Origin of the sequence: Nocardioides pollutisoli (assembly GCF_040045055.1) — a bacterium.
GTDB lineage: Bacteria > Actinomycetota > Actinomycetes > Propionibacteriales > Nocardioidaceae > Nocardioides > Nocardioides tweenelious.
Window position 1 is genome coordinate 222924 of the sequence record NZ_JBDZDU010000001.1, and the last position, 23555, is coordinate 246478.

Sequence of the window (23555 nt, forward strand, 5' to 3'; positions counted from 1 at the left end):
CTCACCGGTCACCCCCGCAGGGCGGCACGGACCTTGACGACGAAGCCGACGCAGCCCGCGACGATGCCGAGCGCGATCCCGACGAGCACACCGACCGGCGACGAGCCGGCCGCGTCGTCGACGAGCAGGCCGACGACCAGACCGAGGACGACGCATCCCGCGAGGAGACCGCCGAGACCGATGAGGTCGCGCCCGCGGAGCCCGGCGTCGGACCCCCCTGCGTCGGAACGCTCATCGACCATTCACCCATGTCCCATTCGTTCGCACCGTCAGCGGTAGATGTGATGCCACCGGGCCGAGAGCCACGGACGAGAACACACGCGGTGCCCGGCGACTGCGCGAAACTACCACAGCCAGACAGACCGGTCCCGAGGGTCGTCACCGGGGTCCGGGTGGTCGCGGTCGTCATCGTCGGCGGCCGTTCTCTCGTCGTATCTGGGGGGTGCTTGTGAAAACTAGCACAAGCGCTCAGGCCGGTCGAAACCGGCCCGATGGGTCCGTCGAGGAGCAGTCTCTCAGGCGTCCTCGACGACCGGAAATCCGGGGTCGCGCGCAGGTCCGTGCAGCTTGGGCAGCACGAAGGTCAGCCCCAGCGTCAGGGCCGCCATCGACCCCACGGTGACCCACATCCAGGCCTCGTCGCTGTAGAGGCTGATCAGCACCGTCCCGAAGGCCACCAGCGCCGCCCAGAGCCACATGATCAGCACCGCGCGGCGGTGGGAGTGGCCGATCTCGAGCAGCCGGTGGTGGAGGTGCTGCTTGTCCGGCGCGAACGGCGAGCGGCCGGCGCGCGTGCGGCGTACGACGGCCAGGACCAGGTCGAGCATCGGGATGATCAGGATCGAGACCGGCAGGAGCAGCGGCAGCAGCGTCGGCAGGAAGCTCGCCTGCGAGCCCGCGGCGCCCTCGCTGATCTGGTCCGGCGTGAACTGGCCGGTGAGCGTCACCGCGCTCGCCGAGAGCACCAGCCCGATCAGCATCGAGCCGCTGTCCCCCATGAAGAGACGCGCCTGGTGGAAGTTGTGCGGGAGGAAGCCCGCGCAGGCGCCGGCCAGCGAGGCGCTGAGCAGCGCGCCGGTCGTCGCGAGCGTGACGTGGTTGATGTTCGCGAGCTGGTAGCAGAAGACGAAGTAGGCGAGCGCGCCGATCCCGACCACGCCGGCGGCCAGCCCGTCCAGGCCGTCGACGAAGTTCACGGCATTGACGGTCGCGACCACGATGAACCCGGTGAGGAGCGCTCCCTGCGCCGGTTGGAGCGAGAACTGGGTGCCGTCGCTGCCCGGGAAGAAGACGTACTGGATCCCGAAGGCGATCAGGAAGCCCGCCGCGAGGACCTGCCCGCCGAGCTTGGTGAGCGCATCGAGCTCGAAGAGGTCGTCGAGCACTCCGACGGCACAGATCAGGGCGCCGGCGATCAGCACGATCCCGGCGTCGCGGAAGACGAACGGCCCGCTCTGCGAGAGGAAGGGCAGCTGGCGCGCCACGACGTACGCCGCCACGAGGCCGCCCAGCATCGCGAGCCCACCGAGGTAGGGAATGGGCACGGCGTGCACGTCGCGGTCGCGGACCTTGGCGACCGCGCCGGTGCGGAGCGCGATCTCGCGGGCGATGACCGTGAGGAGGTAGGTCGCCGCGGCGGCGACGAGGAAGACGAGGAGGTACTCCCTCATCAGCCCTCGTCGGTCAGGGTCGCTCCGAGCGGCTCGAGGACCGCGTTGAGCTGCTCCAGGGAGATGGCGCCCCTGCGCAGGACGCGACCCTGGTCGCCGGTGCAGTCGACGATGGTCGAGGCCTCACCACCCGGGGACTCCCCCGCGTCGACGTACGCCGCGACGTCCTCGCCGAGCATCTCCGCCGCCTGGTCGACGTCGGTCGCAGCCGGCATCCCGGTCTTGTTGGCCGAGCTGACCGCGAGCGGGCCGGTCCGGTCGAGGATCGCGCGTGCGATGTCGTGGTCGGGCATCCGGACGGCGACCGTGCCGCGGGTGTCGCCGAGGTCCCACTGGAGCGAGCTCTGCTGGTGGCACACGAGCGTGAGGGCTCCGGGCCAGAACTCCTCGACCAGCGCCCGGGCGTAGCCGGGGATCCGGACCGCGAGCGCGTCGAGGGTCGTGGCGGCACCGATCAGCACCGGCGGGGGCATCGCCCGGCCGCGCCCCTTGGCGGCCAGCAGCGCGCGGACGGCCTCGGCATCGAAGGCGTCGGCGCCGATGCCGTAGACGGTGTCGGTGGGGATCACGACCAGCTCGCCCTGCTGGACCGCGAGGGCTGCCGCCTCGATCGCGGACTCGCGTTCCTCGTCGGTGCCGGTGGGATAGCGCTCGATCACGAGGTCATCGTGCCAGTCGGGCGGTCGTGAAGCGTGCACGGCCCGCCAGGTCGAGGTGGTCGCGCACATCGGTCCAGCGTCCGGCCGCGGTCAGCACGGCGGGGGCGGACTCGCCCTGGACGTCGGCGTGCTCGAAGCCGAGCGCTCCCCCGGGCCGCAGCAGCAGCGCGGCCCGCTGCTCGAGCACCCGGATGGCGTCGAGCCCGTCGTCGCCGGAGAAGAGCGCGAGGTGGGGGTCGTAGGTGCGGGCCTCCGGGGCGACCGACTCCCACGCCTCGAGGGGGATGTACGGCGGGTTGCAGGTGATCACGTCGACGGTGCCGAGCAGGTCGTCGAAGGCCGTCGCGAAGTCGCCCTGGCGCACGTCGACACCGGTGCCGACCAGGTTGCGCTCCGCCCAGGCGTACGCCGGCTCATCGAGCTCGACGGCGTGGACCGCGAGGTCGGGGCGCTCGTCGGCGAGGGACTTCGCGATCGCTCCCGAGCCCGTGCAGAGGTCGACCACGACACCGTCCTGCGGGGCGCTCTCGATCGCCCACCCGGCGAGCAGCTCGGTCTCGGGCCGGGGCACGAAGACGCCCGGGCCGACGGCGAGCTCGACGTGGCGGAAGTACGCCGTGCCGGTGAGGTGCTGGAGCGGCTCCCGCGCGGACCTGCGCGTGATGAGGGCGTCGTACTCGTCCAGGGCCGACGCGGCGACGTCCTCGACCAGCGCCAGCTGCCCGCGCGTGGTGCCGAGGACGTGGGCGAGCAGCTCGGCGGCGTCGTGCTCGGGGCTCGCGACCCCGGCCTCACGGAGCCGCTCGGTCGCCTCGGAGACGGCCACCCTGCGAGACCTCATTGCTCGAGCGCCTCGAGGCGGGTGGCCAGGTCGGCCTCGATGCAGGAGTCGAGCACCGGCTGGAGGTCACCGTCGAGCACCTGGTCGAGGTTGTAGGCCTTGTAGCCGGTGCGGTGGTCGGAGATCCGGTTCTCCGGGTAGTTGTAGGTGCGGATCCGCTCCGAGCGGTCCACGGTGCGGACCTGGCTGCGGCGGGCCTCACCGGCCTCGGCGTCCGCCTTCTCCTGCGCGGCGGCGAGGATCCGGGCGCGCAGGATCCGCATCGCCTGCTCGCGGTTCTGGAGCTGGCTCTTCTCGTTCTGGCAGCTCGCCACGATGCCGGTCGGCACGTGGGTGATCCGGACCGCGGAGTCGGTGGTGTTGACGCTCTGCCCGCCGGGACCGCTGCTGCGGTAGACGTCGATGCGCAGGTCGTTGTCGTCGATCTGCACGTCGAGCTGCTCGGCCTCGGGGAAGACCAGGACGCCGGCGGCGCTGGTGTGCACGCGGCCCTGCGACTCGGTCACCGGCACCCGCTGGACGCGGTGGACGCCGCCCTCGAACTTGAGCTGGGCGTACGGCGCCTCGCCCGGCTCGGGCGTGCCCTTGGCCTTCACGGCCGCGGTGACCGACTTGTAGCCGCCGAGGTCCGACTCGGCCGCGTCGATGATCTCGACCTTCCAGCCCCGGGCCTCGGCGTAGCGGGTGTACATCCGGAGCAGGTCGCCGGCGAACAGCGCGGACTCCTCGCCGCCCTCGCCGGACTTCACCTCGAGGATCACGTCCTTGTCGTCGGCCTCGTCGCGCGGGACCAGGAGCCGCCGCAGCTGCTCCTCCGCCCCGTGGCGACGGCCCTCGAGCGCCTCGACCTCGTCGGTGAAGGCCGGGTCCTCGGCGGCGAGCTCGCGGGCCGCCTCGATGTCCTCGACCAGCGCGTTGAGGTCGCGCCAGGCGCCGATGATCCGGTTCAGCTCGGCGTACCTCTGGTTGAGCTTCTTGGCGAGCCGCGGGTCGGCGTGCGTCTCGGGCGCGGCGAGCTGCTGCTCGAGGCCGGCGTGCTCACCGAGCATGCCCTCGACTGCTTCGAACATCGACGCTCCTTGCGTGGGAATGTTCCCGACTAACTACTGGGTTTCGAGACGAGCCGCGCGGCCCGTCGCTTCGCTCCGGCCGGCGCCGGCTCCCTCAACCTCCCGGCCTGGTCCTTGTCGCGCAAGCGCGCCAAGGGGCCGTGAAATCACGAGCGCCGGCCCCCGCACGATGGCGGGGACCGGCGCTCGGTCGAAGCTACTTGCTCTCGGCCGGAGCCTTCTTGGCGTAGCGAGCCTCGAAGCGGGCGACGCGGCCGCCGGTGTCGAGGATCTTCTGCTTGCCGGTGTAGAACGGGTGGCACTGCGAGCAGACGTCGGCGTGGATCGAGCCGGAGGTCGCGGTGCTGCGGGTGACGAACGACGCGCCGCAGGTGCAGGTCACCTGGGTGTCGACGTACTCGGGGTGGATGTCCTTCTTCATGGTGTCCTCTCATCGACCGCCGGGTCGTCTCTCCCTGCGAGAGACGTGAACCGGAGTCAGCACACGATTGTGTCATGGGTCAGAACACCGCGGTAATCCGCGGCATTCCCGCCCGGACGGCTAGGTGAGCGAGGACGACCGGCGTCGTGGGAACGCCGGGATGATCTTCGGCAGCTCGTCCTCGACCGGCTCGGGCTCGGGGTCGGGCTCGGGTTCTGGCTCGACCTCGGCGACGGGCTCCGGCTCCGGCTCCGGCTCGGGCTCCGGCTCGGGCACGACCTCGGCGACGGGCTCCGGCTCCGGCTCCGGGGGCACGGCCACCGGGATGACCGGGGACGGCTGGTCGGGCGCAGCGGTGAGGACGGGGAGGCGCACGAACACGGTCGTGCCCACGCCCTCCTCGGACTCGATCACGACGGCGCCGGCGTGCTTGTCGACGATCGTCTGCATGATCCGCACGCCGAGGCCGGTGCCGGCGATCTCGTTGGTGACGGCGTTGGAGGCCCGGAAGAAGCGGGTGCCGAGCCGGTCGAGCTCGGCCCGGGGGATCCCGATCCCGTGGTCGGTGATCGCGACCTCGACCTGGTCGTCAGCCGTGGTCAGCGCGACCTCGACCCGGTTGTCGTCGTGGCTGAACTTGACCGCGTTGGTGACCACGTTGAGGAAGGCCCGGTGGAGCATCGCCCGGTCGGCGAGCACGTGGACCGGCTGCTCGGGCGTCACGAAGCCCAGCTCGATCCGACGTCGGGCAGCGGTGATCTTGACGTCCATGACGACCTCGTGCACGAGCGCCCCGAGGTCGACCTGCTCCATCGCGTGGGTGCGTGCCTCGGCCTGGGAGAGCGTGAGCAGGTCGTCGATGAGCAGCTTGAGCCGGGACACGTTGCGACGGGTGGCCTCGAGCATCCGCTCGTGGCGAGGGTCCATCTGGCCGTCGAACTCCTCGGCGACGAGCTCGAGGTAGCCGCTGATCGTGGTGAGCGGCGTACGCAGCTCGTGCGAGACGTTGGAGACGAAGTCGTCCTTGGCCGTGTCGAGGGTGCGCATCTCGCGCTGGATCCAGGCCTCGACCGAGCGGGCCCGGGTCTGCGCGTCGGCGAACTCGTTGATCGCCTCCGCGATGGCCTGGACCTCCTTGGGCCCGGTGAGCTTGGCGCGTACGGCGTGGTCGCCACGCGCCATCTGCTGGACGACCCGCTCGAGCGCGAGCAGGGGCGTCGACAGCTCGTCCATCAGCCGACGCCGCGAGCGGGCCACGACGAACCCGCCGACCAGCGCGAGCAGGAGCACCGCGATGACGGTGCCCTTCAGGCGCAGCGACACGGCCGCGCTGGCGTCGCGGACCCGGCTGTCGAAGGCCTGGGTGGTGGTCTGGTGGGCGCTGCGCACCGCCTCGAACCGCGCGTTGCCCACCCGCACGTCCTTGGGGGTCGCCGCCACCCCGCCCTCCGCCGCGATGCGCGGCGCGGCGTAGTCGTCGATCCAGGCCTGCGCGACGCGCTCCTGGCGCTCCACAGCAGCAGCGAGCTCGGCGTCACCGCGAGCGAACTCGCGGACCTCCTGCTCGTGGGCGGGCAGCCGGAGCGAGGCCTGCCGGTAGTCGTCGGCCGCGGACTGCAGGCCGGTGCTGGACCACGCCTCGACGGCGGCCGACATGTCGGTGAGGTCCTGGTAGACGGCCTGGTTGGCGGCGGCAGCGGGCTGGAGGTCGTCGTTGAGGTAGGTGACGGCCGACGTCGACAGGGCGACGCCGATGACCGCGATCAGGGTCACCAGCACGGCCATCACGCCGACTCGCGCCAAGACCGGCGCGACCGAGCGCGCAACCGGACGCCCAGCACTCATGACTCGCTCCCCCATCGCGCCGCCCCCCGGCGCTTTTCCCGCCTCGAGCGTACCGCTGGGAGCACCCGGAGTCCGGGGATTCACTCAGCTGTTGGAACGGGTGAGCAACGCCTGGACTCGCGAGGCGAGCTCACGCGGGCTGAACGGCTTGGTGATGTAGTCGTCGGCACCGGAGTCGAACCCGGTCTCCACGTCGGACTCCTGCGCACGGGCCGTGAGCAGGATGACGGGCAGGTCGGCCAGCGCCGGGTCCGCCCGGATCGCCCGGATCGCGTCGAGGCCCGACACTCCGGGCATCATCACGTCGAGGACGGCGAGGTCCGGCCGCTCGGCCTGACACGCCTCGATGGCGGCGGCCCCGTCGGCCACCGCTACGACGTCGTGTCCGAGCGTGGACAGCTTGAACTCGACGAGCTCGCGGATGTCGACGTCGTCGTCCGCGACCAGGATCCGTGCCACTCAGGTCCCCTTCCTTCGGGCAGTGCGTGCGCAGCCTAGCCCGACCATCGGCTTGGTGGAGTGAAAGATGAGGCGGTCCGCGCCTCGTACGACCTCTCAGGCCGTTCTAGTCCTCGCGAGTGCCCGGTGTCGGCGTCGTCTTCTGGACCTGCATCAGGAACTCGATGTTGGTCTGGGACTTCTTCAGCCGCTCCAGCAGCAGCTCGAGCGCCTGCTGGCCGTCGAGGCTGGAGAGCACCTTGCGCAGCTTCCAGACGATGGCCAGCTCCTCCTGGCTCATCAGGAGCTCCTCGCGCCGGGTGCCGGACTGGATGGCGTCGATCGCGGGGAACAGGCGCTTGTCGGCGAAGTCGCGGCGCAGCCGGATCTCCATGTTGCCGGTGCCCTTGAACTCCTCGAAGATCACCTCGTCCATCTTCGAGCCGCTGTCGATGAGGGCGGTGGCCAGGATGGTCAGCGACCCGCCGTTCTCGATGTTGCGCGCGGCGCCGAAGAACTTCTTGGGCGGGTAGAGCGCGGCCGAGTCGACGCCACCGGAGAGGATCCGGCCGCTGGCCGGTGCGGCCAGGTTGTAGGCGCGACCCAGGCGGGTGATGCCGTCGAGGAGCACGACCACGTCGTGCCCGAGCTCCACCAGACGCTTGGCGCGCTCGATCGCGAGCTCGGCCACCATCGTGTGGTCACCGGCCGGGCGGTCGAACGTCGAGGAGATGACCTCGCCCTTGACCGAGCGCTCGAAGTCGGTGACCTCTTCGGGGCGCTCGTCGACGAGGACCACCATGAGGTGGCACTCGGGGTTGTTGGTCGTGATGGAGTTGGCGATCGACTGCATGATCATCGTCTTGCCGGCCTTGGCCGGGGACACGATCAGGCCGCGCTGGCCCTTGCCGATCGGTGAGGCGATGTCGATGACCCGGCCGATCAGGTTGTCGGGGGTGGTCTCGAGGCGCAGGCGCTCGGACGGGTAGAGCGGCGTCAGCTTGGCGAACTCGACCCGGTTCTTCGAGGTCTCGGGGTCGGTGCCGTTGACGGCGTCGATCCGGACCATCGGGTTGAACTTCTCCTTGCGCTCGCCCTCGCGGGGCTGGCGCACCTGGCCGACCAGCGCGTCGCCGCGCCGCAGGCCGTACTTGCGGACCATGGAGAGCGACACGTAGACGTCGTCGGTGCCGGGGAGGTAGCCGCTGGTCCGCACGAACGCGTAGTTGTCGAGGACGTCGAGGATGCCGGCGGCCGGCACCAGGACGTCGTCCTCGAGGATCGTGGTGTCCGGCTCGTTGCGCTGGCCGCCGCCGGCACCCATGGCACCGGGGGTGCGGTCGCGGTCGCGGCCCCGGCGACGCCGGTTGCGGCGGCTGCCCTCACCCTCGCCCTCGCCCGGGTCCTGACCCTGCTGGTTCTGGTTGCGGGGCTGGTCCTGGTTGCGGGGCTGGTCCTGGTTGCGCGGCTGGTCCTGCTGACCCTGGGTGCGGTCCTGGGCGCGGTCCTGGTTGCGGGCCTGGCCACCCTGCTGGTCGCGGTTCTGGCGGTTCTGCTGACCGCCCTGGCCCTGGTCGCGGTCCTGCTTGGGCGCACGGTCCTGCTTCGGCTCGCGGTCCTGCTTGGGCCCGCGGTCCTGCTTGGCCTGGTCCTGCTTCGGGTCGCGGTCCTGCTTCGGCTCGCGCTCCTGCTTCGCCTGGTCCTGCTTCGGCTCGCGCTCCTGCTTCGGCTCGCGCTCCTGCTTCGGCTGGTCCTGCTGCGGAGCGCGCTTCTCGTCGCGCTCACGCTGCTGGCCGCCGCCGCTCTGGTGGGCCTTGATGGCCTCGACCAGCTGCGCCTTCTTCATGGAGTCGGCGCCGGGGATGCCCATGCCGCCGGCCATCGACTTCAGGTCGGCGATCAGCATGGTGTTGAGCCCGCCACCGCGCTTCTTGCCCGAGGGGGCGTCGGTGGTGGATTCGATGGTGTCCGTCACGTGAGGTCCTTCCCACGTATCAGTGCCCGGTCCGACCACGGCCGGCGGGCGTCTGGTCACTGTTCCGCGTCCTCCGGGCTGCGGTCAGATGGCAGCCACGGGTGCGCGACGGCAAGGCCGCACTGGATGTGGAAGAGGTCGCTCCGAGAACTCGGGCGCGATCCCAAGATACACCGCGGCGCGTGCCGAGTGACATCCGGCACGCTAACTCGTCCGGGCTCCGTCACGGTCGACGACGAGGTGGTGTCCTGCCCAGCCCTCGGGGCACCGGGCCAGCAGCTCGGCCACCCCCGACGCGTCGGTGAAGGCGAGGACGGTCGGACCGGCGCCGGACACGAGCGCGGGCACGCCGTCGGCCCGCAGCCGGTCCACCAGGGCCAGCGAGTCGGGCATCGCGGGGCGGCGGTACTCCTGGTGCAGGTAGTCACGCGTGGCCCGGAGCAGCTGCTCGGGCTGTCCGGCGAGGGCGGCCACGAGCAGCGCCGTACGTCCGGCGTCGGCGGCCGCGTCGGCGTGGGGTACGTCGGGGGGCAGCAGGCCCCGGGCGATCTCGGTCGAGACCGGGGTCGGCGGCACGAGCACGACGACCTCGATCCGCGGGTCGACGGCCGACCCGACCGAGTAGAACTCGTCGTCCCGGCCGGAGATCGTGAAGCCGCCGTAGAACGCGGGCGCGACGTTGTCGGGATGGCCCTCGAGGCGGGCCGCGAGCCGGAAGACCGCGTCGTCGTCGAGCAGCAGCGTCCCGCCGGCCACCAGGCCGCGGGCGAGCACGAGGCCGGCGACGATCGCCGCGGACGACGAGCCCAGGCCGCGGGCGTGCGGGATCACGTTGGTGCAGGACAGGCGCAGGCCGGGTGGCTGGTCGCCCATCGCCGCGAACGCGGTGCGCATCGCGCGGACCACCAGGTGGGACTCGTCGAGCGGGACGTCGTCGGCACCCGCGCCGGTGACCTCGACCTCGAGCCCGGTCGGCAGCACCTCGGCCTCGAGCTCGTCGCGCATCGACAGCGCGAGCCCGAGCGAGTCGAAGCCCGGGCCGAGGTTGGCCGAGGTGGCGGGGACGGAGACCCGGACCGGGCCGTCGACGAAGGTCGGCACGCGGACCTCAGGCGAGCCCGGCGGCTGCGGCGGCGGCCGCGACGTCCGCGTCGACCACCGTGTCGACGATGGTCCCGCCGGTCTCGGTGAAGCCCTCGAGCGCGGTGACGGTGTCCTTGAGACCGTGGCCGGTCACGGTGATCGCGACGGTGCTGCCGCGGTAGGACTCCCCCGCCGCCAGCTCCTGGAGCAGGCCGGCGATGCCGGCCGCGGAGGCCGGCTCGACGAAGACGCCGTCGCGCGAGGCGAGCTCGCGCTGGGCGGCCAGGATCTGCTCGTCGGTGACCGACGCGAAGCGACCGTCGGACTCGTTGCGGGCGGCCTCGGCGAGCTTCCACGACGCGGGGTTGCCGATCCGGATCGCGGTGGCGCGGGTCTCGGGGTCGGGGAACGGCTCGCCGGTGACCAGGGGCGCGGCCCCCTCGGCCTGGAAGCCGCGCATGACCGGGCGCTTGGTGGCGACGCCGAGGTCGGCGTACTGCGTGTAGCCGAGCCAGTACGCCGAGATGTTGCCGGCGTTGCCGACCGGCAGCAGGTGGTAGTCGGGCGCGTCGCCGAGGAAGTCGACGATCTCGAAGGCAGCCGTCTTCTGGCCCTCGAGGCGCACCGGGTTGACCGAGTTGACCAGCGCGACGGGGTAGTTCCAGGCGAGGCCCTTGGCCAGTCCGAGGCAGTCGTCGAAGTTGCCGCGGACCATGATCACCTGGGCGCCGTGCAGGATCGCCTGGGCCATCTTGCCGGCGGCGATCTTGCCTTCAGGGACGAGCACGAGCGGCTTGAGGCCGGCCTTCGCGGCGTACGCCGCCATCGAGGCGGACGTGTTGCCGGTCGACGCGCAGACGACCGCCTCGGCACCGTCGTGCTTGGCGACCGAGATCGCCGCGGTCATGCCGCGGTCCTTGAACGAGCCGGTGGGGTTGTCGCCCTCGACCTTGAGCCAGACCTCGGCGCCGGTGAGTCCCGACAGCCACTCGGAGAAGACCAGCGGCGTGCCGCCCTCGCGGAGCGTGACGGCGGCGGTGCCCTCGGGGATCGCGAGCAGGTCGCGGTACTCCTCGATCACGCCTCGCCACTGATGGGTGCGGGTGGTGGTCACTCGCTTGCTCCTTCTACGCGCATCACCGAGGTGACCTCGCGGACGATGTCCATGCCGCGCAGGTGCTCGACCGTGGCGGACAGCTGGGCGTCGGTGGCCTCGTGGGAGACGACGACGAGCTGGGCGTCGGCGTCGCGTCCTTCCTGGCGGACCGTCTGGATCGACACGCCGTGCTCGGCGAAGGCGGTCGCGACCGCGGCGAGCACACCCGCGCGGTCGTCGACGTCGATCGCGACGTGGTAGCGCGTGACCGTCTCCCCCATCGGGAGGACGGCCCGGTCGGCGTACGCCGACTCGCCGGCGCCGCGGGTGCCGGCCAGCCGGTTGCGGGCGACCGTGACCAGGTCGCCGAGGACGGCGGACGCGGTGGGCGCGCCGCCCGCGCCGGGACCGTAGAACATCAGCTGGCCGGCGGCCTCCGACTCGACGAAGACCGCGTTGTAGGCCTCACGCACCGAGGCGAGCGGGTGGGACCTGGGGATCATCGCCGGGTGGACCCGGACCGCGACGGCATCGTCTCCCCCAGGTCCAGCTCTGAGCTCGCAGATGGCGAGCAGCTTGACGACGCTGTTCATCTCGACCGCGGACTGCACGTCGGCGGCGGTGACCTCGGTGATGCCCTCGCGGTAGACGTCGGCGGCGGTCACCCGGGAGTGGAACGCGAGCGAGGCGAGGATCGCGGCCTTGGCGGCGGCGTCGAAGCCCTCGACGTCGGCGGTCGGGTCGGCCTCGGCGTAGCCGAGCTCCTGAGCCTCCTCCAGCGCCTCGGCGAAGCCGGCACCGGAGCTGTCCATCTTGTCGAGGATGAAGTTGGTGGTGCCGTTGACGATGCCGAGGACGCGGGTCACCGTGTCGCCGGCGAGCGACTCGCGCAGCGGGCGCAGGATCGGGATGGCGCCGGCGACGGCGGCCTCGTAGTAGAGGTCGCGGCCGGCCTTCTCGGCGGCCTCGAAGAGGGTCGGGCCGTCCTCGGCGAGCAGCGCCTTGTTGGCGGTGACGACCGAGGCGCCGCTCTCGAGGGCGGCGAGGATCAGCGAGCGCGCCGGCTCGATGCCGCCGATCACCTCGACGACCAGGTCGACGTCGTCACGGGTCACCAGGCCCATCGCGTCGGTCGTCAGGAGCCCGTCGGGGACGTCGATGTCGCGCTGCGCGTCGAGGCGGCGTACGGCGACGCCGACGAGCTCGACGGGAGCACCGACCCGGGCCGCGAGGTCGCCGGCCTGCTCACCGAGCAGCCGCACCACCTGGGAACCCACCGAGCCGCAGCCCAGCACCGCCACCTTGAGGCGCTTGTCGCTCTCCATTACTGATCACCCATGTCCGTTGCCAACAGGTCGTCCTCAGTCTCGCGGCGCACGACGACGCGCGCGACCCCATCCTTCACCGCGACCACCGGGGGCCGCAGCGCGTGGTTGTAGTTGGAGGCCATCGACCGGCAGTAGGCGCCGGTGCCGGGCACCGCCACCAGGTCGCCGGGCCGGATGTCGCCGGGCAGGAACTCGTCCTTGACCACGATGTCGCCGGCCTCGCAGTGCTTGCCGACCACCCGAGCCAGGACCGGGACCGCGTCGGACGCGCGCGAGGCCATCGTGCAGGAGTAGTCGGCGTCGTAGAGCGCCGTGCGGATGTTGTCGCTCATCCCGCCGTCGACGCTCACGTAGGTGCGCACGGCGCCGCCGTCGAGCTGCACCGCCTTGACCGTGCCGACGGTGTAGACCGTGCACATCGCGGGGCCGACGATGGCGCGGCCCGGCTCGATCGAGAGCCTCGGCTCGGGGATGCCGAGCGCGCGGCACTCATGCTCGACGATCTTGGTCATCTCGGTCGCGAGCTGCGCGGGGTCGGCCGGGTCGTCCTGGGTCGTGTAGGCGATGCCGAAGCCCCCGCCCAGGTCCATCTCGGGCAGCGTGACCCCGAGCTCGCTGGAGACCCGTGCCTGGAGCGCGAGCACCCGCCGCGCGGCGACCTCGAAGCCGGAGGAGTCGAAGATCTGGCTGCCGATGTGGGAGTGGAGCCCGATCAGGTCGATGCCCGGGGCGGCCTCGGCACGGCGTACGGCCTCGAAGGCGTCGCCCGAGGTGATCGAGAAGCCGAACTTCTGGTCCTCGTGGGCGGTCGCGATGTACTCGTGCGTGTGGGCCTCGACGCCCGCGGTCACCCGGATCATCACCCGGGCACGCATGCCCGGCTCGCTGGTGATGGTCTCGAGCCGCTCGAGCTCGTCGAAGGAGTCGACCACGATCCGGCCGACACCCTCCGCGATCGCGCGGCGCAGCTCGGTCATCGTCTTGTTGTTGCCGTGGTAGCCGATCTTGGCCGGCTCGAAGCCCGCGCGCAGCGCGACGGTCAGCTCGCTGTTGGAGCAGACGTCGAGGCAGAGCCCCTCCTCCTGCACCCAGGCCGCGACCGCCGTGCAGAGGAACGCCTTGCCGGCGTAGAAGACGTCGTACGCCGAGAACGCCTCGCGGAAGGCCCGCGCCCGCATCCGGAAGTCGGCCTCGTCGAGGACGTACGCCGGCGTGTTGACGTCGGCGACGAGGTCAGGCACCGAGAGCCCGCCGACGTGCAGCTCGCCGTCGACCTTGTGCGCCGTCGAGGACCACAGGTGCTGGACCAGGTCGTTGGGGTCGGTGGGCGGCTGCAGCCAGGCAGGTCCGCGGAGGGCGCCGGGCGCGTGCGCCCAGCCGGCTTCGTGGCTCATGACTACATCTGCTCCGGGGCGGAGACACCGAGCAGGCCGAGGCCGTTGGCGAAGACCGTGCGGGCCGCGGCGACCAGGACCAGGCGGGCCTCGTTGATCGGGGCGACCGGCTCGTCGCCCTGCGGCAGCATCCGGCACTCCTTGGTGTCGTACCACCGGTTGAAGACCGCGGTCGTGTCCTCGAGGTAGCGCGCCACCCGGTGCGGCTCGCGCAGCTCGGCGGCGCTGGCGACCACCCGCGGGAACTCGGCGAGCGCCCGGAGCAGGTCGCCCTCCTTCTCGTGGGAGAGCAGCGACGGGTCGAAGCCGGTCGCGAGGTCGTCGGGCAGCGACATGCCGAGGTCGGCCGCGTTGGCCATCATCCGGCAGCTGCGCGCGTGGCCGTACTGCACGTAGTAGACCGGGTTGTCGTTGGACTGGCTCGCCCACAGGTCGAGGTCGATGTCGATGTTGGAGTCGGAGCTGTAGCGGGTCAGGGCGTAGCGCGCGGCGTCGACGCCGATCGCCTCGACCAGGTCGTCGATGGTGACGACGGTGCCGGCCCGCTTCGACATCCGCAGCGGCGCGCCCTCGCGGAGCAGGTTGACCATCTGGCCGATCAGGATCTCGAGGTTCTTGCCCGGCTCGTCGCCGAACGCGGCGCACATCGCGTTCATGCGGCCGACGTAGCCGTGGTGGTCGGCGCCGAGCATGATCAGGCAGCGGTCGAAGCCGCGCTCGCGCTTGTCGAGGTAGTAGGCCAGGTCGCCGGAGATGTAGGCGCCCTCGCCGTCGGACTTGATGATCACCCGGTCCTTGTCGTCACCGAACTGCTCGGTGCGCAGCCACAGGGCGCCGTCCCGCTCGTAGGTGTTGCCCATCTCCGTGAGCCGGGCGATGGCCCGGTCGACCGCACCGCTCTTGTGCAGGTTGTTCTCGTGGAAGTAGACGTCGAAGTCGACCCCGAACTCGTGCAGGCTCTTCTTGATCTCCTCGAACATCATCTCGACGCCCTCGGCGCGGAAGACCTCCTGCGCCTCCTCGTCGGTGAGGTCCTTGACCTGCGGCTCCTTGGCCACGACCGCGGCGGCGATCTCGTGGATGTACTCCCCGCCGTAGCCGTCCTCGGGGGCGGGCTCGCCCTTGGCGCTGGCCAGCAGCGAGCGGCTGAAGCGGTCGATCTGGGCGCCGTGGTCGTTGAAGTAGTACTCCCGGGTGACGGCCGCACCGGTCGCCGTGAAGATCCGGCCGAGCGCGTCGCCGACCGCGGCCCAGCGGACGCCACCGATGTGGATCGGGCCGGTCGGGTTGGCCGACACGAACTCGAGGTTGATCTTCTCGCCGGCGAACGCGTCGCTGCCGCCGTACGCCGCACCGGCGGCGACGATCTGCGCCGCGACGACGCCCTGGGCGGCCGCCGCGACGGTGATGTTGAGGAAGCCCGGTCCGGCCAGGTCGACCGCGGCGATCCCGTCGACCTGCTGGAGCCCGGCCTGCACGAGCTCGGCGAACGCACGCGGGTTCATCCCGGCCTTCTTGGCCAGCTGGAGAGCCACGTTGGTGGCGTAGTCGCCGTGCTCCTTCGAGCGGGGTCGCTCCACCGTCACTGTCGTGGGGACGCCGTCCGGCAGGGTGATCGCACCCTCGTCGGACAGGGTCGTCAGGACGTCGACGATCGTGGTGGAGAGCTGCTCGGGAGTCACGCTCCCAGGGTATCGGCGCGGCGCTCCGCCCCCCGCATCGATATCCGTCGTGGACGCCGTCCTACCGGTCTCCTACCGGTTTCTCAGCCGGCCGAGCCGCGCTGTAGGGTGACGCTCGGCCATCGCGACGGCGTACGTCGCGGCGGCCATGCCTCCGTAGCTCAGGGGATAGAGCACCGGTTTCCGGTACCGGGTGCCGCAGGTTCGAATCCTGCCGGGGGCACACCTTCTTCCGGACCGGCCCTCAGCAGCTCTCGAGGGTCGCGTCCTGGCGGGCCTCGTCACCGAGGCGTCGAGCCTGGTCGGTGTAGGGCAGCACCACGCTGGCACCGCCGACGTCGCCGATGCCGCCCTGGACCACGCAGGTGGTGATCTTCGACGGCACGACGTGCGCCATCGCCTGGGCGAGCCGGAAGAGCTCGGTCGGGGGCAGGTCGGTGTAGAGGTGCTGCATCACCGAGACGACGCCCTTCTCGATGAAGCCGGGCGTCGGCGCCTTGGCCCGCACCTTGGCCTGGATGCCGCGCAGCACGCGCTGCTGGTTGGCCGAGCGGTCGAAGTCACCGCGGAGCAGGTTGTGCCGGATCCGGGAGAACGCCATCGCGTCGTACCCACCCAGGTGGAGCTTGCCCTTCGGGAAGCCCTCCGGCTTGAGGTAGGTGTCGTCGAAGGCGATCGGGTTGCGCACGTCGATGCCGCCGATGCCTCTGATCATCGCCTGGAAGAACTTGAAGCGGGTGACGAACACGTAGTCGGGCTGGATGCCGACCAGGTTGCCGACGGTCTGCCCGAGCAGCTTCGGCCCGCCGTAGTAGAGCGAGGCGTTGATCTTGTTGTAGCCGTAGCCCGGGATCGACACCCACGAGTCGCGCGGGACGCCGATCGCGGCAGCGGCACCGGTCTTGGTGTTCATGCCGATCAGCTGCAGCGCGTCGCCGCGGGTGTGGGTCATGTCCTCGCCCGGCCGCGCGTCCGAGCCGACGGCCAGGATCCAGACGACGTCGGGGGTCAGGTCGACGCCGTCGGCGGTCTCGACCTTGACCAGGGCGGCCTCGGTGCTGTTGACCGCGGAATTGGGGACGACGAGCGCAGCGACCGCCAGCACGATGCCGATCGTCGCCAGGCGCAGGCTCTTGGGGAAACGCTTCCTCATCAGACCGCCGCCTTCGTCACGTCGAAGCCGAAGACCCGCCAGCCGTCCTTGCCGGGCGTGAGGTAGAGCCGCCCACCGATCCGGGTCACCTGCTGCTCGTCCTGGCTCGTCACGAACTTCAGCGTCACGTGGGCGGTGACCCCCACCGGCCGCTTCTTCACGGCGAGGACGTCGATCTTCACCGCGCGCCTGGTCGCCTCGACCTCGGTACCGGCCGGGAGACCCGCGTTGCTCATCAGGTCACCGTCGGCGCGGGCGTCGGCCGCCGCGCCCTGGGTGAAGCCGGGCCACGAGTCGCCGCCGCCTCCGCCGTCGCCGAGGTAGGCCGCGTCGAACCAGCCGTCGACGACCTCCTGGACCTGGTCGGAGAGCTCGGCCTTGGCCGCGCCCGGGAGCGCGCCGGTGATCTTGCCGAACGCGACGTCGGTCACCACGGGGGTGTCGGTCGCGCTGCTCCCGGCCGGGTCGCCCGGACCGGAGTCCGAGGAACCGTCACTGCCGCTGCAGGCAGCCGCGGCCGCGGCCAGCAGAACCACCCCCGCCACCGCGCGCGCCGTACGTCGAGGTCGACTGCTCATACTCCGCAACTCCCTGGTCCCGATGCCGATCAGAGAGCAGTGTCCGTGACACAGCTGTGGCCCGCGGCACACCACGCCGAAAAGGGGCCATGGCAGTCTGCATTTGCTGGTGCGGGGGTCTAGCCTTGACGACTGAACAACTCCCGTGCACGTACCCGGAAGAGGCGAATCAAGCCGTGCCGCAGTCCCCAGGTCATCAGTCCGAGCTCCCCAGTGCCGATTTCGGTGCGAACGAGTGGCTCGTCGAAGAGATGTACGACCAGTACCAACGGGACCCCGGCAGCGTTGATGCCACCTGGGTGAAGTACTTCCAGACGAACGGGAACGGCGCCCCCGCCGCCACGAACGGCGCCCCGGCTGCCACCAAGGGGGCCACCAACGGCGCCTCGGCCGCGGCCAAGCCGGCTGCCGCCCCGGCTGCTGCACCGGCGGCGAAGCCCGCGCCGGCCGCCCACGTCGACCCGACGCCCACGCCCGCGCCGAAGGCGAAGCCGCGGCCCGAGACCAAGGCCGCCGAGCCGGCCAAGGGCACCACCAACCCGGTGCCCAAGGAGTCGCGCCCGACCGCGCCGGCCGCGGCCAGCGACGAGCCGACCTACACCGTGCTCCGTGGCGCACCCGCGCGGACCGCGCAGAACATGGACGTGTCGCTCACCGTCCCCACCGCGACGTCGGTCCGCGAGGTCCCGGTCAAGCTGCTCTGGGACAACCGGATCGTCATCAACAGCCACCTCGCCCGCGCCCGCGGCGGCAAGGTGTCCTTCACCCACATCATCGGCTACGCGCTGATCAAGGCGCTGCGCTCGATGCCGGAGATGAACGTCGGCTTCGAGACCGTCGACGGCAAGCCCAACCTGATCACGCCGGCCCACATCAACCTCGGCCTCGCGATCGACGTGCCCAAGGCCGACGGCTCGCGGACCCTGCTCGTCCCGAGCATCAAGGCCGCCGAGACGATGGACTTCGCGGCCTTTTGGACGGCGTACGAGGACATCGTCCGCAAGGCGCGCGACAACAAGCTGTCCGTCGAGGACTTCAAGGGCACGTCGATCTCGCTGACCAACCCCGGCGGCATCGGCACCAGCCACTCGGTCCCGCGGCTGATGGCCGGCCAGGGCGCGATCATCGGCGTCGGCGCGATGGAGTACCCCGCCGAGTGGCAGGGCGCCTCCGCCGAGGCGATCTCGCGCAACGCCATCAGCAAGGTCATGACCCTGACCTCGACGTACGACCACCGCGTCATCCAGGGCGCGCAGTCCGGTGAGTACCTCAAGCGGGTCCACCAGCTGCTGCTCGGCCAGGAGGACTTCTACGACGAGATCTTCCGCTCGCTGCGCATCCCCTACCAGCCGATCCGCTGGAACGCCGACATCTCCACGTCCCACGACGACGAGATCTCCAAGCAGGCGCGCATCCTCGAGCTGATCCACGCCTACCGCGTGCGCGGCCACATGATGGCCGACACCGACCCGCTCGAGTACCGCCAGCGCAGCCACCCCGACCTCGAGGTCGAGTCGCACGGGCTGACCCTGTGGGACCTCGACCGCGAGTTCGCGACCGGCTCCTTCGGTGGCGAGGGCCGTCGCTTCATGAAGCTGCGCGACATCCTCAAGATCCTGCGCGACTCCTACTGCCGCACCACCGGCATCGAGTACATGCACATCATGGATCCCGAGCAGCGCCGCTGGATCCAGGAGCGCGTCGAGCAGCCGCACACCAAGCCGCCCCGCGAGGAGCAGCTGCGGATCCTGCTGAAGCTCAACCAGGCCGAGGCGTTCGAGACCTTCCTGCAGACGAAGTTCGTCGGCCAGAAGCGCTTCTCCCTCGAGGGCGGCGAGACCACGGTCCCCGTGCTCGACGAGATCTGCGAGGCCGCGGCCGCCGCCGGGCTCGACGAGGTCGCGATCGGCATGGCCCACCGCGGCCGGCTCAACGTGCTCGCCAACATCGTCGGCAAGAAGTACAGCCAGATCTTCCGCGAGTTCGAGGGCAACATCGACCCGCGGACCGTCCAGGGCTCGGGCGACGTGAAGTACCACCTCGGCGCCGAGGGCGAGTTCGTCGCCGGCAACGGCGACGAGATCAAGGTCTCCGTGGCCGCGAACCCGTCGCACCTCGAGGCCGTCGACCCGGTCCTCGAGGGCATCGCGCGCGCCAAGCAGGACGTGCTCGACCGGGGCAAGGACTACCCCGTCCTCCCGCTGCTCGTCCACGGCGACGCGGCGTTCGCGGGCCAGGGCGTGGTCGCCGAGACGCTCAACCTCTCGCAGCTGCGCGGCTACCGCACCGGCGGCACGATCCACCTGGTCGTCAACAACCAGGTCGGCTTCACCACCTCGCCGGGCTCGTCGCGCTCCTCGCTCTACTGCACCGACGTGGCCCGGATGGTCCAGGCGCCGATCTTCCACGTCAACGGTGACGACCCCGAGGCGTGCATCCGCGTCGCGCAGCTGGCGTTCGAGTACCGCCAGGCGTTCAACAAGGACGTCGTCATCGACCTGGTCTGCTACCGACGCCGCGGTCACAACGAGGGTGACGACCCGTCGTACACCCAGCCGCTGATGTACGACCTCATCGAGCAGAAGCGCTCGGTCCGCAAGCTCTACACGGAGTCCCTCATCGGTCGTGGCGACATCACGATCGAGGAGGCCGAGCAGGTCCTGCGCGACTACCAGCAGCAGCTCGAGCGGGTCTTCACCGAGGTGCGCGAGGCGAGCAGCCAGCCCTCGGAGTGGACCACCGTCCCGGACTACCCGGACAAGCCGTCGGGCGAGACCCGCACGGCCGTGTCCGGCGAGGTCCTCAAGCGGATCGCCGACGCCTACGTCACGCCGCCGGAGGGCTTCACGGTCCACCCGAAGGTGATGCCGCAGCTGCAGCGTCGCGCCGCCGCGATCGCCGACGGCCCGATCGACTGGGGCACCGGCGAGATCCTCGCCTTCGGCTCGCTGCTCATGGAGGGCCGCCCGGTCCGCCTGGCCGGCCAGGACTCGCGCCGCGGGACGTTCGTGTCCCGCTTCGGCACCATCATCGACCGGGTCAACGCCGACGAGTGGACGCCGCTGGCCAACCTCACCGAGGACCAGGCGAAGTTCTACATCTACGACTCGCTGCTCTCGGAGTACGCCGCGCTCGGGTTCGAGTACGGCTACTCGGTGGCCCGCCCCGAGGCGCTCGTCCTCTGGGAGGCGCAGTTCGGCGACTTCGTCAACGGCGCGCAGACCGTCATCGACGAGTTCATCAGCTCGGGCGAGACCAAGTGGCGCCAGCAGTCCGGCGTCGTGCTGCTGCTCCCCCACGGCTACGAGGGCCAGGGACCCGACCACTCGTCGGCCCGGATCGAGCGGTTCATGACGATGGCCGCCGACGAGGCGTTCGTGGTCGCGCAGCCGTCGACCCCCGCGTCGTACTTCCACCTGCTGCGGCAGCACTCGCTCGGCGAGGAGCACCGCCCGCTGATCGTCTTCACGCCGAAGTCGATGCTGAAGCGCAAGGAGGCCGCGTCGCTGCCCGACGAGTTCACCTCCGGCACCTTCCGCCCGTTCATCGGCGACGACCAGGCCGACCCGGAGCAGGTCGACACCCTGCTGCTGTGCTCGGGCCGGGTGACGTGGGACCTGATGGTCGAGCGGGCCAAGCGCGAGGACGCCGGCCGGTTCGCGATCGCGCGGATCGAGCAGCTCTACCCGCGTCCCGAGTCCGAGATCAAGGACGAGATCGCCCGCTTCCCGAAGCTCAAGGCCGTGCGCTGGGTGCAGGACGAGCCCAAGAACATGGGCCCGTGGCCGCACTACCAGCTCAACGTGTGGCCCGGAGTGGACGCCACGGTCGAGCCGATCACCCGCGAGGAGTCGTCCTCCCCGTCGGTCGGCACGGTCAAGCGGCACGCCGAGGAGCAGAAGGACCTGATCGCACGGGCGTTTTCCTGAGCGTTGTCGCGCGAAGCGCGACGACGAGACCTCGGGAAGGTCGAGTAGGCGCACGACCGAGGAACGAGGTCGTGACCGCCGTATCGAGACCCGCGATGACGGGTCTCGATACGCTCGCTGGCGCTCGCTACTCGACCGACGACACAAGGAACGGCTCATGTACTTCACGGACCGAGGCATCGAGGAGCTCGAGAAGCGCCGGGGTGACGAGGAGGTCACCCTGGCGTGGCTCGCCGAGCAGCTGCAGGGCTTCGTCGACACGCACCCGGAGTTCGAGACCGCCGTGGAGCGGTTCGCGACCTGGCTGGCGCGGCTGGACGACCCCGAGGACTGACCGACGGGTCGGTCAGCGTCGCTGCATCTCCCAGGCGAGGTCGATGGCCGTGCGCACGGCGTCAGGATCCGCGCGGTCGAGATAGGCCTCGACCTTGTGGTGGGCCTCCATCCGGGGCGGCACGCCGAAGGTGTCCGGAGACGACTCGACCAGCGCCTCCCGCTTGCCGAGCGGGACCCGGATGACGGCCGTGCTCGGGTCGTCGAGCCGGACCACCAGGCGGTCGCGGACGTACCAAGCGGGGCGCGACGTCGTGCCCTTCCGCTTCACGTCGGGCAGCGACTCGGCGTACTCGCCCACCTCGTCCGGGGTCACCGCACCAGGGTAGGCCGACCGGTCAGGCGCTGTCCTCGGTCAGGGTCGTGGCGGGCAGCCAGTCGGCACCCAGGAGCTCGGCGAGGTCGGTGAGGCCGGTGGTGTCGCTCCCGACCGTGTCGGAGGCGGCGGCGATGCGCTCCACCATCACCTTGCCGACCTGCTCCTCGACGGTGCCCTCGGCGTAGGCGATGTGCCACGGCGAGACCTGGTGGTCGCGGTGGGTGCGGCCGGTCACCTGGCGCCCAGCGATGCCCGAGAATCGGGCCTGGTGGAAGACGCCGACCCGGGCTTCGGTGCTCGCCTGGCTGCCGTCCGGGAGGGTCTCGCCGGCGTGGAGGCTGATCGAGGCGACCGTGGTGAAGACGCAGACCTTCGCCTGCCCGGTCTGGAAGCGAAGCCGCTCGGCCTCGGGGTCGAACCGGCCCCGGCCGTAGATCGTCGCGACCTCGATGCCGGAGTCACGCAGCCGATCGGCGATCGGGTCGGCGGCGGTCGAGACGAACTCGACCGAGCAGGCGACCTGCCGCTCCGCCTGCACCTGCTGGGCGATCCACTCGACCGTCGATTCGACCCGGATCAGGCCGGCCTTCTGCCGGAAGCGCAGCAGTGCGGCGCGACCCTTCGCGACGTTGCGACCCCGCCGGGCGATGTCCATCTCCCGGCAGAACTCGCCCCACTCGGCCTCGTACGCCGTGCGCTCCGCCGGCGTCAGCGCCACCGGCATGCCGGAGATCGGCACCGGTCCCCAGGGTGCGGCGCGGTGCAGCATCGCCGGGGGCCGCTCCTCGTCGAGCCAGCCGCGGACCAGCTTGAGGTCGGCGGCGCGCCGGGCCGGATCGCTGGTCCACGTCGCGCCGTACCGTCCGTGCTCCACGCCGATGCCGTGGCGCTCGAGCGCCGTGGCGAACGCGGCCCCGGGCTGGGTGGCGGAGGTCCACTCCTTCATCGGCTCGCCGAGCACCTGCGCGTAGGCGGGCGCGAGGTAGGGCAGCTCGAGCGGGGTGTGCCCCGGCGTCGCCGTGGTCGCGATGACGAACGGCGCCTTGTCGTGCGGTTTGCCATGACCCGAGATCCGCGCCCAGAGCTTCCACCGCTTCGTCGTCGTACGCCGCAGCGCGTGCGCCTCGTCGGCGATGATCACGTCCCAGGTGTGGTCCTTGACCTTCTCCAGCCGGTCCCAGGTGATCACCACCCACTCGAGGCCGCCGTCGCCGAGCGCCGTGATGGTCCGGCACCAGTGGCCGATCGTGATCGCGGCGGGCCGGTCGGCGACCACCAGCACCCGACGCGCGCCACGGAGATCGCCCACCGCCGTCGCTCCGAGGACCGCGGAGATCGTCTTGCCCACACCGGGTTCGTCGGCCAGCAGGAACTGCCGTCCACCGGCCGCGGCCCGCGCCGCGATCGCGTCAGCCGCCTCGAACTGGATCCTGCGCGGCTCGAGCGCGTCCGTCGACTCCGGGCTGGGCGTCGGGTCGTCGGGGTTGAGGGTGTTCTCGATGAACCGCCCGAGCGTGTAGGGCCCGGGAGCGTACGGCGCGAGGTGGCCGGGCAGCGCCCGCCCGACGTACAGGTGCGTCTTGACGGCCGGGTGCCAGCTCGCACCGTCGACCTGCGTCCCGTAGGGCACGTCGAGCACCCACAGCCGCTCCCCCGGGCCAGCGACGGGCAGCTCCCGGGGAGTCCCGGTGCGTCGTCGAGCACTGGATCTGCGAGCGCGGGCCACCCTCGGACGCTATCC

The 23555-nt window shown here is 71.1% G+C and carries 20 protein-coding genes and 1 tRNA gene; 3 read left to right on the forward strand and 18 right to left on the reverse strand.

Annotated features, from left to right (window positions below):
• Positions 1 to 8 precede the first annotated feature (8 nt).
• The 14 genes from ABLE68_RS01020 to argS all read right to left on the reverse strand — a co-directional run bounded on the left by ABLE68_RS01020 (position 9) and on the right by argS (position 15502).
• On the reverse strand, positions 9 to 242 hold the full coding sequence (locus ABLE68_RS01020; protein ID WP_348869202.1) for an AtpZ/AtpI family protein: 234 nt from the start codon (positions 240 to 242) through the stop codon (positions 9 to 11).
• Positions 243 to 515: 273 nt separating this feature from the next.
• Positions 516 to 1670, reverse strand: coding sequence for a glycosyltransferase family 4 protein (locus tag ABLE68_RS01025; RefSeq protein WP_348869203.1), 1155 nt, complete (start codon positions 1668 to 1670; stop codon positions 516 to 518).
• The gene (locus ABLE68_RS01030) at positions 1670 to 2329 is read right to left on the reverse strand and encodes an L-threonylcarbamoyladenylate synthase (RefSeq protein ID WP_348869204.1); all 660 of its coding nucleotides are present in this window, start codon (positions 2327 to 2329) and stop codon (positions 1670 to 1672) included. The genes ABLE68_RS01025 and ABLE68_RS01030 overlap by 1 nt, the downstream gene beginning before the upstream one ends.
• 4 nt (positions 2330 to 2333) lie before the next feature.
• Positions 2334 to 3170: a peptide chain release factor N(5)-glutamine methyltransferase gene (gene prmC / locus ABLE68_RS01035; protein ID WP_348869205.1), complete on the reverse strand. Its 837-nt coding sequence runs from the start codon at positions 3168 to 3170 to the stop codon at positions 2334 to 2336.
• Positions 3167 to 4240: a peptide chain release factor 1 gene (gene prfA / locus ABLE68_RS01040; RefSeq protein ID WP_348869206.1), complete on the reverse strand. Its 1074-nt coding sequence runs from the start codon at positions 4238 to 4240 to the stop codon at positions 3167 to 3169. The genes prmC and prfA overlap by 4 nt, the downstream gene beginning before the upstream one ends.
• A 196-nt stretch (positions 4241 to 4436) precedes the next feature.
• Positions 4437 to 4661: a 50S ribosomal protein L31 gene (rpmE, locus tag ABLE68_RS01045; protein ID WP_348869207.1), complete on the reverse strand. Its 225-nt coding sequence runs from the start codon at positions 4659 to 4661 to the stop codon at positions 4437 to 4439.
• Between the two features lie 120 nt (positions 4662 to 4781).
• Entirely contained in the window at positions 4782 to 6506 is a 1725-nt protein-coding gene (locus tag ABLE68_RS01050; protein WP_348869208.1) for a sensor histidine kinase, read from the reverse strand.
• An 84-nt stretch (positions 6507 to 6590) separates the two neighbouring features.
• Positions 6591 to 6965, reverse strand: a complete 375-nt coding sequence (locus tag ABLE68_RS01055; RefSeq protein ID WP_348869209.1) for a response regulator transcription factor — start codon at positions 6963 to 6965, stop codon at positions 6591 to 6593.
• Between the two features lie 106 nt (positions 6966 to 7071).
• Entirely contained in the window at positions 7072 to 8919 is a 1848-nt protein-coding gene (rho, locus tag ABLE68_RS01060) for a transcription termination factor Rho (RefSeq protein ID WP_425475602.1), read from the reverse strand.
• 204 nt (positions 8920 to 9123) lie between these two features.
• Complete coding sequence (thrB, locus tag ABLE68_RS01065; protein WP_348869210.1) at positions 9124 to 10020, reverse strand: homoserine kinase; 897 nt, start codon at positions 10018 to 10020, stop codon at positions 9124 to 9126.
• A gap of 7 nt (positions 10021 to 10027) precedes the next feature.
• Positions 10028 to 11116 carry a threonine synthase gene (thrC, locus tag ABLE68_RS01070; protein ID WP_348869211.1) on the reverse strand — a complete coding sequence of 363 codons (1089 nt, stop codon included), beginning with the start codon at positions 11114 to 11116 and terminating at the stop codon, positions 10028 to 10030.
• Positions 11113 to 12423, reverse strand: coding sequence for a homoserine dehydrogenase (locus tag ABLE68_RS01075; RefSeq protein ID WP_348869213.1), 1311 nt, complete (start codon positions 12421 to 12423; stop codon positions 11113 to 11115). The genes thrC and ABLE68_RS01075 overlap by 4 nt, the downstream gene beginning before the upstream one ends.
• Positions 12423 to 13820 (reverse strand): diaminopimelate decarboxylase, encoded by a 1398-nt coding sequence (lysA, locus tag ABLE68_RS01080; RefSeq protein WP_348869214.1) that lies wholly within the window; start codon positions 13818 to 13820, stop codon positions 12423 to 12425. The genes ABLE68_RS01075 and lysA overlap by 1 nt, the downstream gene beginning before the upstream one ends.
• Positions 13821 to 13822: 2 nt before the next feature.
• On the reverse strand, positions 13823 to 15502 hold the full coding sequence (argS, locus tag ABLE68_RS01085) for an arginine--tRNA ligase (RefSeq protein ID WP_348869215.1): 1680 nt from the start codon (positions 15500 to 15502) through the stop codon (positions 13823 to 13825).
• Positions 15503 to 15652: 150 nt separating this feature from the next.
• Between argS and ABLE68_RS01090 the strand changes: the two genes are divergently transcribed.
• Positions 15653 to 15725 (forward strand) — tRNA-Arg (locus ABLE68_RS01090).
• A 21-nt stretch (positions 15726 to 15746) separates the two neighbouring features.
• Here the strand turns inward: ABLE68_RS01090 and ABLE68_RS01095 are convergent.
• A complete protein-coding gene (locus tag ABLE68_RS01095) occupies positions 15747 to 16655 on the reverse strand; it encodes an LCP family protein (RefSeq protein WP_348869216.1) in 909 nt (302 codons plus the stop codon).
• Positions 16655 to 17233, reverse strand: a complete 579-nt coding sequence (locus ABLE68_RS01100) for a hypothetical protein (RefSeq protein WP_348869217.1) — start codon at positions 17231 to 17233, stop codon at positions 16655 to 16657. The genes ABLE68_RS01095 and ABLE68_RS01100 overlap by 1 nt, the downstream gene beginning before the upstream one ends.
• 176 nt (positions 17234 to 17409) lie before the next feature.
• On the opposite strand from ABLE68_RS01100, the gene ABLE68_RS01105 reads away from it, so the two are divergent.
• Both ABLE68_RS01105 and ABLE68_RS01110 read left to right on the forward strand, forming a co-directional pair.
• Entirely contained in the window at positions 17410 to 21162 is a 3753-nt protein-coding gene (locus ABLE68_RS01105; RefSeq protein WP_348869218.1) for a multifunctional oxoglutarate decarboxylase/oxoglutarate dehydrogenase thiamine pyrophosphate-binding subunit/dihydrolipoyllysine-residue succinyltransferase subunit, read from the forward strand.
• Between the two features lie 157 nt (positions 21163 to 21319).
• Positions 21320 to 21496 carry a DUF6104 family protein gene (locus ABLE68_RS01110; RefSeq protein WP_348869219.1) on the forward strand — a complete coding sequence of 59 codons (177 nt, stop codon included), beginning with the start codon at positions 21320 to 21322 and terminating at the stop codon, positions 21494 to 21496.
• 12 nt (positions 21497 to 21508) lie between these two features.
• On the opposite strand, the gene ABLE68_RS01115 is transcribed toward ABLE68_RS01110, so the two are convergent.
• Positions 21509 to 21811 (reverse strand): hypothetical protein, encoded by a 303-nt coding sequence (locus ABLE68_RS01115; RefSeq protein WP_348869220.1) that lies wholly within the window; start codon positions 21809 to 21811, stop codon positions 21509 to 21511.
• A gap of 22 nt (positions 21812 to 21833) precedes the next feature.
• Positions 21834 to 23540 carry a DEAD/DEAH box helicase gene (locus ABLE68_RS01120; protein ID WP_348869221.1) on the reverse strand — a complete coding sequence of 569 codons (1707 nt, stop codon included), beginning with the start codon at positions 23538 to 23540 and terminating at the stop codon, positions 21834 to 21836.
• Positions 23541 to 23555 lie beyond the last annotated feature (15 nt).